11 protein-coding genes and 1 pseudogene are annotated in these 10,674 nt (G+C 73.2%); 5 read left to right on the top strand and 7 right to left on the bottom strand.

What is annotated here, in order from left to right; genetic code table 11:
* Positions 1 to 140: 140 nt before the first annotated feature.
* The 3 genes from DRB96_RS42335 to DRB96_RS42320 all read right to left on the bottom strand — a co-directional run bounded on the left by DRB96_RS42335 (position 141) and on the right by DRB96_RS42320 (position 2,727).
* Positions 141 to 644 (bottom strand): hypothetical protein, encoded by a 504-nt coding sequence (locus tag DRB96_RS42335; RefSeq protein ID WP_112453076.1) that lies wholly within the window; start codon positions 642 to 644, stop codon positions 141 to 143.
* Between the two features lie 33 nt (positions 645 to 677).
* Positions 678 to 1,922 (bottom strand): aliphatic sulfonate ABC transporter substrate-binding protein, encoded by a 1,245-nt coding sequence (locus tag DRB96_RS42330; RefSeq protein WP_239517855.1) that lies wholly within the window; start codon positions 1,920 to 1,922, stop codon positions 678 to 680.
* Between the two features lie 370 nt (positions 1,923 to 2,292).
* The gene (locus tag DRB96_RS42320) at positions 2,293 to 2,727 is read right to left on the bottom strand and encodes a Zn-ribbon domain-containing OB-fold protein (RefSeq protein WP_239516709.1); all 435 of its coding nucleotides are present in this window, start codon (positions 2,725 to 2,727) and stop codon (positions 2,293 to 2,295) included.
* Between the two features lie 100 nt (positions 2,728 to 2,827).
* Between DRB96_RS42320 and DRB96_RS42315 the strand changes: the two genes are divergently transcribed.
* Positions 2,828 to 3,598 carry a cation:proton antiporter gene (locus DRB96_RS42315; protein WP_162689179.1) on the top strand — a complete coding sequence of 257 codons (771 nt, stop codon included), beginning with the start codon at positions 2,828 to 2,830 and terminating at the stop codon, positions 3,596 to 3,598.
* Here DRB96_RS42315 and DRB96_RS42310 read toward each other — a convergent pair.
* Positions 3,498 to 3,704 carry a CGNR zinc finger domain-containing protein gene (locus DRB96_RS42310; RefSeq protein ID WP_343234718.1) on the bottom strand — a complete coding sequence of 69 codons (207 nt, stop codon included), beginning with the start codon at positions 3,702 to 3,704 and terminating at the stop codon, positions 3,498 to 3,500. The genes DRB96_RS42315 and DRB96_RS42310 overlap by 101 nt on opposite strands.
* Positions 3,705 to 3,964: 260 nt before the next feature.
* Positions 3,965 to 4,573: a cysteine hydrolase family protein gene (locus DRB96_RS42305; RefSeq protein WP_112453074.1), complete on the bottom strand. Its 609-nt coding sequence runs from the start codon at positions 4,571 to 4,573 to the stop codon at positions 3,965 to 3,967.
* Positions 4,574 to 4,880: 307 nt separating this feature from the next.
* Between DRB96_RS42305 and DRB96_RS42300 the strand changes: the two are divergent.
* From DRB96_RS42300 to DRB96_RS42290, 3 genes and pseudogenes are all read left to right on the top strand, one after another.
* Positions 4,881 to 5,744 (top strand): annotated as a pseudogene (locus DRB96_RS42300) (AraC family transcriptional regulator); the annotation flags it as partial.
* 157 nt (positions 5,745 to 5,901) lie between these two features.
* Positions 5,902 to 6,897, top strand: coding sequence for a cytochrome P450 (locus DRB96_RS42295; protein ID WP_162689178.1), 996 nt, complete (start codon positions 5,902 to 5,904; stop codon positions 6,895 to 6,897).
* 296 nt (positions 6,898 to 7,193) lie between these two features.
* Positions 7,194 to 7,937 carry a hypothetical protein gene (locus DRB96_RS42290; protein ID WP_112453072.1) on the top strand — a complete coding sequence of 248 codons (744 nt, stop codon included), beginning with the start codon at positions 7,194 to 7,196 and terminating at the stop codon, positions 7,935 to 7,937.
* A gap of 385 nt (positions 7,938 to 8,322) precedes the next feature.
* On the opposite strand, the gene DRB96_RS42280 is transcribed toward DRB96_RS42290, so the two are convergent.
* Positions 8,323 to 9,033: a ribonuclease HII gene (locus DRB96_RS42280; protein ID WP_112453070.1), complete on the bottom strand. Its 711-nt coding sequence runs from the start codon at positions 9,031 to 9,033 to the stop codon at positions 8,323 to 8,325.
* A gap of 122 nt (positions 9,034 to 9,155) precedes the next feature.
* Between DRB96_RS42280 and DRB96_RS42275 the strand changes: the two genes are divergently transcribed.
* Positions 9,156 to 10,106, top strand: a complete 951-nt coding sequence (locus DRB96_RS42275) for an iron-siderophore ABC transporter substrate-binding protein (RefSeq protein WP_112454495.1) — start codon at positions 9,156 to 9,158, stop codon at positions 10,104 to 10,106.
* A 146-nt stretch (positions 10,107 to 10,252) separates the two neighbouring features.
* Here DRB96_RS42275 and DRB96_RS43615 read toward each other — a convergent pair whose 3' ends face one another.
* Positions 10,253 to 10,489 (bottom strand): hypothetical protein, encoded by a 237-nt coding sequence (locus tag DRB96_RS43615; RefSeq protein ID WP_162689177.1) that lies wholly within the window; start codon positions 10,487 to 10,489, stop codon positions 10,253 to 10,255.
* Positions 10,490 to 10,674: the final 185 nt, after the last annotated feature.

Genomic DNA, 10,674 nt, shown 5'->3' with positions numbered 1-10,674 from the left:
GCGGGGATGTGTGTAAGAGACAGCCCCAGGCCCCGCGCCTCAAACGCCGGCGGGCTGGATTTGGCCGGCCTTGGGCGTCGGCCGGGGTGAGGGGGGTGGGCTTCGCCCTAGGCCGCGCGCCTCGTACGTCGGCGGTGGCGTTAGGCCGGGACTCGGGGGAAGCGGGACTGGAGGGTCCAGATGACCGGGTTGTCGGCCAGGCCGTCGTGCATGTCCGTGAGGTCCGCGATCACGTCGTGGAGGAAGTCGCGGGCTTCGCGGCGCAGCAGGCGGTGGCTGAAGGTCAGCGGGTCCTCCTCCGGCGGCATCCAGTCTGCCTCGATGTCGACCCAGCCGAAGCGGCGTTCGAAGAGCATGCGGTCCGAGGACTCGGTGAAGTCGAGCTCGGCCTGCTGGCGGTTGGCGGAGCGGCTGCCCCGCGGGTCCTGGTCGAGCTGCTCGACGATGTCGCACAGCGCCCAGGCGAAGTCCAGTACGGGCACCCATCCCCAGGCTGTGGACACTTCCCGGTCCGCGTTGGTGTCGGCGAGGTAGACGTCCCCGCAGAACAGGTCGTGCCGCAGCGAGCGGACGTCCGCCGAGCGGTAGTCGGTCTGCGGGGGGTCCGGGAAGCGCCGGGAGAGGGAGTAGCCGATGTCGAGCACGTATCCGATGGTGTCACGCCGTCGTTCGTTTGCTCACCGCCCCCGAGTTCTCTCCCCGGATCCCCGGATCCCCGGATCCCCGGATCCCCGGATCCCCGGAGTCTCGGTCGTGGTGTCCGGCCGTGGATCAGAGTTCCTGATCGTGGGTGCGGCCCGCGTGGCGGCGGGTGGGGTGGTCGCCGGGGACTTGGCGCCGAGGTCGGCGTCGGAGACCTCGGGCTTGCCGGCGGCCTTGAGGACCTTGTTGAGGAGCGTCAGGTCGTAGATGCCGGTGAGGTCGGGCTGCTCGATGAGCTTGGCCTTGACGGCCCAGTCGGATTCGGTCTTCAGGGTGGTGGCCAGCGGGTCGTCGGTGACGAGGATGCTGGTCCAGGCCGGGTCGATGACCTTGGCGTCGAGCGGCTTGCCGCCTTCGGCCGCGAGCTTGGCGTTGGCGGAGGCCTTCGCCTTGTCCGGGTTGGCGTTGATCCACTCGTTGGTCTTGACGGTGCCCTTGAGGACGGCCTCGACGACGTCCGGGTGCTCCTTGAGGAACTTCTGGGACACGATGATGTTCGTGATGACGAACTTCTTGTCGGGCCACAGGGAGGTTTCGTCGAGGAGGACGGTGCCGCCGTCGGAGACGAGCTTGGAGGCGGTGGGTTCGGGGACCCAGGCGCCGTCGATGGAGCCCTGCTTGAAGGCGTCGGGGGTGACCTTGTTGTCGGTGCGGACGACGGAGACGTCGCCCTTGCCGGACTCGGGGTCGACCGTCCAGCCCTTCTCCGAGATCCAGTTGAGGAACGCGACGTCCTGCGTGTTCCCCTTCTGGGGGGTGGCGATCTTCTTGCCCTTGAGGTCGTCGAGGGTTTTGATCTTGTCCGGGTTCACGACCAGCTTGACGCCGCCGGAGGCGGAGCCGGAGATGATGCGCAGGTTGTTGCCCTTGGACTTGACGTAGGCGTTGATCGAGGGGGAGGGGCCGATGAAGCCGATGTCGAGAGAGCCGCCGTTGAGGGCTTCGATCTCGGAGGGGCCGGCGTTGAAGGACTGCGGCTTGATGGTGGTCGCGCCGAGTTCCTTGGCGATCAGGCCTTCCTGGAGGCCGACGAGCGCGGTGGCGTGCGTCAGGTTGGGGAAGTAGCCGATGCGGACCTCGGAGGCCGAGAGCTTCTTGCCGCCGGCGGCGACCTCCTTGGCGGGAGCCGGCCGGCCCCTCCGGCCCGTACGCCCCCTCCAGCCCGTACGTCCCGCACGGCCCTGGCTGTGGCGGGGCCGGGAGGGGCCGGCCGAGGCCAATGCAGTTGCTTTTGAGCTGCGGAGGCCGTTGCCCCGTGTGACGGGGTGGCGAGCAGGCCAGCGGGTGCGGATCGGGATCCTGACGAAGGTGTTCACCGCCGAGCTGGTCGACGCGGCGATATCCGGCCGAACCCAGCGTTCCCGGAAAACTGCGCCCCGCCGAACTGGGCGTCGCCGAGGTGGGGGTTTTGGGTGGTGGGGTCGCGCAGGGCGTGGAGGAGTGAGGAGTGGTTCGGTGAAGTGGAGGCCGCGGTGGTCGATGTCGGCGCCAGGAGCCAGGCTGGCCAGATAGATGTTGCGGTCGGTGTCGGTCAGGTGGGCCAGGCATGCGGTGTGGCCGGGGACGGGGCCAGGGTCGGAGACGGGGCCGTCAGGCCACCGCCGGGGTGAAGACCGCCACCCAGATCCCGTCCACCGCCTCCCGGAAGGTCACCGACAGGTCCATTCCCACCCGCAGTTCCGCCCCCTCCGCGCCCACGACCTCGGTCATCATCCGCGGCCCCTCCGCGAGGTCCACCACCGCCGCCACGTACGGCACCCGCGCCCCGAAGGGCGAGAGGTCGTTCCGGTGGATCACCGACCACGTGTACAGCGCGGCCCGCCCGCTCGCCGTCTCCCACGCCACCCGGTCCTCCCCCGCCCAGCATGCCGGGCAGAACTCCCGCGGGTAGTGGTGCGCCTTCCCGCACTCCCCGCAGCGGCGCAGCAGCAGCCGTCCCTCGGCCGCCGCGTCCCAGTAGGGCCGCGTGAATTCGTCGATCTCCGGCAGGTCGAACCGCTCAGCCGTACCAGCACCAGTACTCACGACACCACTCCTCATCACCGCTCCCCGGAGGGCCGGAGAGCCAGATCGATCGGAAGCCTGGACCTTGAACCCATCTGAAGCATGCGACGAACCACTCTGTGTGGGACGCCTCGGCCCGGTGCGCGGGGGGCTGCGGCGGTGGGCGCGGGCGGGCCGGGACCGCGAGCACCCGGTCGCCGTGCTCACCGTGCTGCTGGTCGTCGCGGTCACCGCCGCGGCCGCGACGACGGCCGCACTCGGCGTCCACCAGCTGATCGGCGCGCTCCTGGTGGGTCTGGCCTGGCCGGTCGGCGCCGCCGCTGCCGACGGCGGCGGTACCAGCGGCGGCGGTACCAGCGGCGGCGGTACCAGCGGCCGCACCGACGACACCGGCGGCGGGCACGCCGACCGGGCCGCCGAGCGGCTGGCCTCGACCGCCCGGTCGGTGCTGCTGCCGTTCTTCTTCTTCGGTTTCGGCCTGTCGACCGATCTGACGGGCCTGCGCTGGGACGCCCGCACGGCCTCGGTCCTCGCGGTCCTGCTCGCACTCGCCGTCCTCGCCAAGATCGCGGGCCCCGCCCTGTGCGCCCGCCTGACCGGCATGGCCTGGCGGCCGGCGCTCACCGTCGGCGTGCTGTTGAACGCCCGGGGCCTGACCGAGCTGGTGGTCATCCAGATCGGCTACCAGGCGGGCGTCATCGACCGACGGCTGCTCGGCATCCTCACCCTCGTGGCGCTGGCCACCACGGCGATGACCAGTCCCCTGCTGCGTCTCCTGGACCGGCCGCGGCTCACGAAGCGCGCGCGGTCCGGCGCGCGTAGTGGCGGGCCGCCTTCGCCCGGTTCCCACAGCCCGTGCTCGAACACCAGCGGCGGGTGCCGTTGCGGCTGACGTCGTGGAAGCGCAGGCCGCAGGTCGGGTTGGCGCAGATCCTGAGGCGTTCGGGGGCGGTGGTGAGCAGGCGGAGGTAGTCGGCGGCCGCGAGGTGGCCGAGCAGCCGGGCCGGATCGGCGGCCTCCAGCCGTTCGACGGGGCCGGCCGGCGTGAGCAGGCGGCGGATCCGGCCCCCGTCGAGGAGCCGGTTGAAGGCGTCGAAGGCGGCCGTCTGGGCGCCGCGCCCCGCCGCGGCGGCGCTCCCGGCCGTTGGTATACGGGCCCGGCCCCCGGGTCCCCGCAGACCGAAACCCGCCGCCCCTGGTGGGCCCCGTCGTCCGCGGGTACGAGCGGCCGGACTCCGTGCGGGGCCGGGCCCCGGTGCTACGCGGTGACCCGGGGGCGGACCGCGTCGAGCAGCCCGGCGGTGCTGACGATCCGGGCGAAGTCCCCGCCCTGGAGGTTGACGGCGGTGGCGAGGACGAGCTGTTCGGCCGTCATCCGCGGCGCGTCCGGGCCGGGTCCGGCGGCGAGGTCGAAGGTGTGCGTGGCATCGAGCGGCACGAGGACGTCGTAGCCCAGGTTCCCGGCCATCCGGGCGGTGGTCTCGACGCACATGTTGGTCTGGATCCCGGCGATCACGAGCTGTCCGACGTCGTGGGCGGTGAGCCACTCCCTGAGGTCCGGGGTGCCGTAGAAGGCGGAGTTGACGGACTTGGTGATGGTCAGGGCCGCTCCCGCCGACCGCTCGGCGACGATGTCCTTGAAGGCGTGGCCGGGCTGGTCCGGCCCGAAGACCGTGCCGGCGGGGGAGACGTGCCGGACGAGCACGACCGGGCGGCCGGTCTCCTGCCAAGCGTCCATCAGAGCCGCGATGTTGGCTTCCGCGTCCGGGTTGTCGCGCGGGCCCCAGTAGGTCTCGTCGTCGAAGCCCTTCTGCACGTCGATGACCAGCAGGGCACTGTCTTCGGTGATCTCGATCTTCTTCGTCATGGCTCAATCCTCGGCCGCGCGGCGCCTGGGGAACAGCGGCGGGCGGGACGCCGAACGATGGGATCCTGCCAGCCTGGCAGCCCTCGCGGGACGCTGCGCGGGCGCCTTCGCGGGGTCGGTCACGGGCGCCTTCGCGGGCTCCGCCGCGGACGCCTTCGCGGGGTCCTTCCCGGGCTCCGCCGCTGACGCCGCGGGCCTGCCGAAGACCCGTTCCGCGGACCTGTGCGCGCACCCGTCGAACCCGCCCCCACCCCCCCCCGCGCCCGGCCCTTTTGCACACTCCCCGGCCCCCGCACTAAGGCATGCAGGCGGGAACTGGTGCACGCGGCTCGCCCCGTACGAGGGTGCGGGCTTCCACGTCGTACTGGAGGGCGGCTGCTGGCTTTTGCCCGACGACGGAGCCCCGGTCTCGCTCGGCCCGGGTGACGCGGTGCTGCTGCCGCACGGCACGGGGCACGTGCTCGCCGACGCTCCCGCCGACGCGGTGGCCGTGGAGCGGGCCGTGCCGTTCGAGCGCTGGCTCGACGGGAGGGGCCGCCCGCACCCTCCCCGGACCGGCGAGGGCGTCGGCGAGGTGGAGCTGCTGTGCGGCAAGTACCGGCTCGACCGCAGCCGCGTGCACCCGCTCCTGGCGGAACTGCCGAAGGTCGTCCACCTGCCGAACCGGGTGGGCAGCCACCCCGAACTCCGCTCCGCCATCGACCTGCTGGGCCGTGAGCTGGGTGCGCAACGGCCCGGCTCGTGCATGGCCGTCCCCAGTCTGCCCGACCTCCTTCTCGTCTACATGATCCGCTCCTGGATGGACGAGGGGGCGGCCGGAGCCTGGCCGGCGGTCCTCGGCGACCCGGTGGTGGCCGCCGCCCTGCGGGCGCTGCACTCGGATCCGGCCGCCCCGTGGACCAACGACCGCCTGGCCGCGGAGGCGGGCGTCTCCCGCCCCACCCTGGCCCGCCGCTTCGCGGCCCTCGTCGGCCGGCCTCCGATGGCGTACCTCACGTGGTGGCGCCTGACCCTCGCGGCCACCCTGCTCCGCGACACCCAGGACCCCCTGGCCCATGTCGCCCGCCGTGTCGGCTACGGCACGCCGTACGCGTTCTCCCACGCCTTCAGCCGGGAGTTCGGGACGACCCCGGGGCGGTACCGGGCAGGGGCCGCTGCCGCGGGTCAGTGAAACCGGAGCGGCCCGCACACCCCGTACGGCCCCGCACGCCCCGTACACCGCCGCACGCCCCCGCACGGCACACACCGCGTTCCGCCGCCGTTCACGGCCTGCCCACCTCCCGGAGGTCGCGCATTCGGACCGGGCCGTCAATCTCAGGCGGCCCGCCATGAATCTCAGGCGTCCGGCGCGCGTGCAGCCGTCCGGCGCCCCCGCCCCCGCCCCGGGCGCGCCGGACGGCTGCACGCGCGCCGGACCGCACGCGGAGCGGCGGGCGATCGACGAGTCCGTCCTCGCCGCCGGCCTGCCCGTCCACCCGTCCTGCGGGCCGTTCCTCTCCGTGCTCGCCGAGGAGGCCCGGCGGCTGACCGGGGGGAACACCCTCGAACTCGCCCGCACCCGCCACGCGGTGGCCCGCGCGGCCCGCCGCATCGTCCTCGGCGACGCGGCTGCCGAGGACACGGAACTCACCCGCCGGCCCGGACGTTTCCACCCCAAGGCCGGTGCGCGCATCGCCGCGTACGCCGACCTCGCGGAGCCGCACACCCTCATGGGGCGGGCCCGCCGCCACGGCGACCCCACCGGCGGCCTCGACCCGGTCGGGCAGGCCGCGCAGTGGCTGGCGGCCTTCGACCTCGTCCCCGGCGTCCTGCTGCGCACCCTGCTCCTGCTCGGCGTCCACCCGGCCGAACAGGACGCGGTCGCCGCCGAGGCGCGGGCGCCCGGCGTCGCCCGGGGCGCGCTGCCCCGGCTGCGGGCCTGCGTCCGCGAAGCGCTGCGGCTCTACCCGGCCGTCCCCGACCTGATACGGATCACCCGGGCCGAGACCGAATGGCGGGGCGTGCGCCGTCCCGCCGGGACCTGCGTGGTGCTGCCCGCGCTGTTCCACCAGCGCGACCCCGAACACGTACCGGCGGCGCACGTCTTCGTGCCCGGCCGGTGGGCTTCGCGCGGAGCGGAGCACGACCTGAGGATGGCCCCCTTCAGCCACGCCGGCGGACGCTGCCCCGGCGAGCAACTGGCGCTTCTGGTCACCACCGCGCTCTGCGCCGAGGTGCTGCGCGGACACCGGGTCCATGCCGTCCGGCCCGTGCTCGACCCGGTCGGGCCGCTGCCCGGCCTGCTGGACCCGCAGGGCATCCGGCTGCGGCTCACCCGCCGCTGAACCGCACCGCCCCGCCGGCCCGGCCCGGCGCTCTCCCGCCAGCAGTTGCTGAGGCTCGTCCGCGGAATAGCAGGCGTGGGACGTCGGAGGCGGGAGAGGTGTATAAGCGCCAGGGGGGGCCGCGGGGGCTGGTGGGCGGTGTTACGCGACCATGACGGGAATCCCACGTTCCGGCCGATCATGATCCATAGATTTCTCATCAGCAGCCCCGCAGACCTGACCGGACGAAACCCCGACAGCGACACCGCGGCATGCGGCTCTCCTCCCCTTCCGAGACAATGCTCCAAGGAGTCGTTATGCGTACCGCCCTCCGTACCTCGATCGTCACCGCCGCCCTCGCCGGGGTGCTGCTGGCGCCTGCCGCGACCGCGTTCGCGGCGACCGCCGCCGCTCCCTCCGTGGCGGCCGTGACCTCCGTGTCGGTGTCCTCGATCGCGGCGAACTCGTCGAACACGGACCGGTACGACGGTGAGAGCGTGCTGGTCGCCGACGGCCGGATCGCGGTGCTGCGCAACGAGTCCGAGGGCCCCGAGGCCTGGATCCGCGCGGTCGCCCCGGACTGGAAGCCGGGTGACGGCTGGGCGGGCCGCGTGCTGGCGAAGCTCGACACCGCCCACCCCCGCGCCGTCGTCGAGGGCGTCCAGTACGACCTGAAGAAGATCGACGCCGGTGCGGACGAGGGCCGCTACATCCTCAACGTCTACGTGCTCGGCGAGGGCGCCCTGAGCGGCTGGTACCTGCTGCCGAAGGCCGAGCCGGCCACCACGCCCTCGGCCAAGCCGAGCACGACGCCGTCCGCGAAGCCGGGCGCGGCGGCGAGCGCGGCGCCCACCGCCGATGTGAAGCCGCAGACGGTCGCCGTCCCCAAGGGCCCGGTCGCCGCGGGCGCCGAGCTCGCCGCGCGGGAGACCGCCGACACCACGGGCGCCGCCACCACGGGCGCCGCCACCGCGGCCGTCGCCGCCGGGCTCGCCGCGCTGGTCCTCGCGCTCGGCACCGGCTTCATGGTCCGCGCCCGCAAGGCCCGCTCCCGCGGCTGAGCCCCGTGCCTCCCCTCCCCCTTCGGCGGGCCCCCTCCGGGTGGCCCGCCGAAAGGCGTTCCCGAAGCCGTGCCCCCCGTCCCGTACCGCCCGTGCAGCGCGCGCCGCAGGCCGCACCCGGGCCCGTTCCCGCAGCTGCCGCCACGCCGTCCGTCTCGGCGGCGGTACCGCAGGTCCAGCTGATCCCCGCGTCCGCCGAGGGCGCGCTGGACGCGGACCAGGAACGGGACGGGGGGTCTGCGCGGTGCGGCTCGCGGCCGGCGTGACGCGGGGACCCTGGGCACTCTCGTGAATCTGAGGCTCCTCGGGGCGGGGGTAAGAGGCGTGAGTTGACATCTATCAAACACCGGTACGAAACGTACCGGTGGGCGGCACGTGTGTGCGATCAGAAATCGAAGCCGAGTTGGCCTCCGTTTTCCAGCTCCATCGACTCCTCGCTGCGGCGCACCTTCTTGAGGTGGCGCCAGCGGGGCAGCGCGTCGAGGTAGGACCACGAGAGCCGGTGGTACGCGGTCGGCCCCATCTCCTCCAGCGCCGCCCGGTGCACGGGCGAGGGATATCCGGCGTTGGCGGCGAAAGCGAAATCCTCGATCCCGCCGCCCCGTTCACCGATTTCGGCCATCATCCGGTCGCGCCGGACCTTGGCGATCACCGAGGCCGCGGCGACGGCGACGCAGGACCGGTCGCCCTTGATCACCGTCCGGACCTGCCAGGGCGCACCGAGGTAGTCGTGCTTGCCGTCGAGTATCACCGCGTCGGGCCGCACGGGCAGCGCCTCCAGGGCGCGGACCGCGGCGAGGCGCAGGGCGGCGGTCATGCCGAGCTCGTCGATCTCCTCCGGGGAGGAGTGCCCGAGGGCGTAGGCGGTGACCCAGTCCTCCAGGACGACGACGAGCGCGTCACGTCGTTTGGGGGTGAGCAGTTTCGAGTCGGTGAGTCCCGCGGGCGGCCGGCGCAGACCGGTGATCGCCGCGCATACGGTGACGGGACCGGCCCAGGCCCCTCGTCCGACTTCGTCGACCCCGGCGATGACCTTGGCGCCGGTGGTCGCTCGGAGGGAGCGTTCGACGGTGTGAGTGGGTGCTTCGTACGGCATGGCGCCAGCCAGGTTACGCCGCCCCGGACCGCCTGCACACCCCCCGCGCCGGGGCGCCCGAGTCCCCCGCCCGCCGTGCACGCGGTCCCCGCCGGAAGACCGTGGTCGCCTTCGCCACCGCGATGGCCCTGGCCGCCTCCCTCGGCGCCTGCTCCTCCGGCGCCAAGGACGACAAGGGCGCCGCCTCGGGATCCGAGGCCGGCTTCCCCGTCAAGGTGGCCACCAAGTTCGGTGACATCACCGTGAACGAGAAGCCGCAGCGGGTGGTCGCGCTGGGCTGGGGCGACGCCGAGACCGCGCTGGCCCTGGGCGTACAGCCGGTGGGCGCCAGTGACTGGCTCGCCTTCGGCGGCGACGGGGTCGGCCCCTGGGCCAAGGGCCTCTCCACCAAGAGCCCCGAAAAGATCGGCACCCTGGAGCCCGAGTACGAGAAGATCGCGGCCCTCAAGCCCGATCTGATCCTCGACACCAAGTCCAGTGGCGACCAGAAGCGCTACGACACCCTCAGCAAGATCGCCCCGACCATCGGGGTCCCGAAGGGCGGCGACCAGTACCTGACGAACTGGGAGTCGCAGACCACGATGGTCGCCGACGCCCTCGGCCTCCACGCCAAGGGCGCGGAACTCATCGCCGGCGTCGAGGGGAAGTTCAAGGCCGCCGTGGCACAACACCCCGAGTTCCAGGGCAAGACCGTCACCGCCGGCTCCCTCACGAGCGTCGGCTACGGCGCCTACGTCCATGGCAGCGGCCGTGTCGACTTCCTCGAGCGGCTCGGTTTCAAGAACAACCCGAAGGTCGACGCCAAGGCCGGGGGCTCCTTCTTCACCGAGGTCTCCCGCGAGGACCTGGACCTGCTCGACGCCGACCTCGTGATCATGGGGCCGATCGGCGTGCCCTCCGCCAAGGTCAAGGACGACGCCCTCTACCGGGAGATTCCCGCCGTCAAGGCCGGCCACGCCATCGTCTTCGAACCCGAGTCGACCCTCAGCACCGCCTTCGCGACCGACTCCGTACTCTCCGTCTCCCACGCCCTGGACCAGGTCGTCCCCGAGATCGCCAACGCCCTGAAGTAGCCGGGCCGCGCCCCCCGCTCTGTCTCTTATCCACCTCTGACTCTGCCCCCGCCCGCGTGGCAGTCGGCGGCGAACTGGGGCGCTGTCGGCGGGGGGGTGCACGACGAAGCCGTCGCGGGGGTGGGCGACGAAGCCGGGGGCGACGTTCACTCGGTCGCGGAGGGGAAACCGCCGGGGGGTGCGCTCGGGGACTGCGGGCTCGGAGACTGGCCCTGCGACGCCAGCCAGGCCGGCGGCGTTTCGACGACCACGGGGGCGGACCTCGCGACCGGCGGCGTATGCCTGGTCGAACCGACCACGAACTGGACCGTGCCGAGCACGGCGGTCACGCTGGCGGCCGTGCACGACAGCCATATGAGCAGGTAGCGCGGAATTCGGGGCACGGCCCCATAGTGTCCGACGCGCCGGGCCGCCCGTCACCGCCTCCCCCCGTGACGCGCGCCGGGCCGCCCGTCACCGCCTCCCCCCGTGACGGGCGCGGACCGCGGGGGAAACACCGATGCCCTCCTGGCCCGCGTACGGGTCGGAGGACGTGAGCCCCCGCCGGAGGGCGGGGGCCGGGTGAGGG

The sequence above is a fragment of the Streptomyces sp. ICC1 genome, from assembly GCF_003287935.1.
GTDB classification, from domain to species: Bacteria; Actinomycetota; Actinomycetes; order Streptomycetales; family Streptomycetaceae; genus Streptomyces; species Streptomyces tritrimontium.
The sequence above is the reverse complement of the archived record's forward strand: the minus strand, read 5'-3'. Positions and strand labels throughout refer to the sequence as shown.

What these genes read in the sequence shown, in the direction of transcription:
- DRB96_RS42305 (WP_112453074.1), bottom strand. Translation starts at nt 4,573, where the DNA reads ATGACGAAGAAGATCGAGATCACCGAAGACAGTGCCCTGCTGGTCATC.
- DRB96_RS42295 (WP_162689178.1), top strand. Translation starts at nt 5,902, where the DNA reads ATGAATCTCAGGCGTCCGGCGCGCGTGCAGCCGTCCGGCGCCCCCGCC.
- DRB96_RS42290 (WP_112453072.1), top strand. Translation starts at nt 7,194, where the DNA reads ATGCGTACCGCCCTCCGTACCTCGATCGTCACCGCCGCCCTCGCCGGG.
- DRB96_RS42280 (WP_112453070.1), bottom strand. Translation starts at nt 9,033, where the DNA reads ATGCCGTACGAAGCACCCACTCACACCGTCGAACGCTCCCTCCGAGCG.
- DRB96_RS42275 (WP_112454495.1), top strand. Translation starts at nt 9,156, where the DNA reads ATGGCCCTGGCCGCCTCCCTCGGCGCCTGCTCCTCCGGCGCCAAGGAC.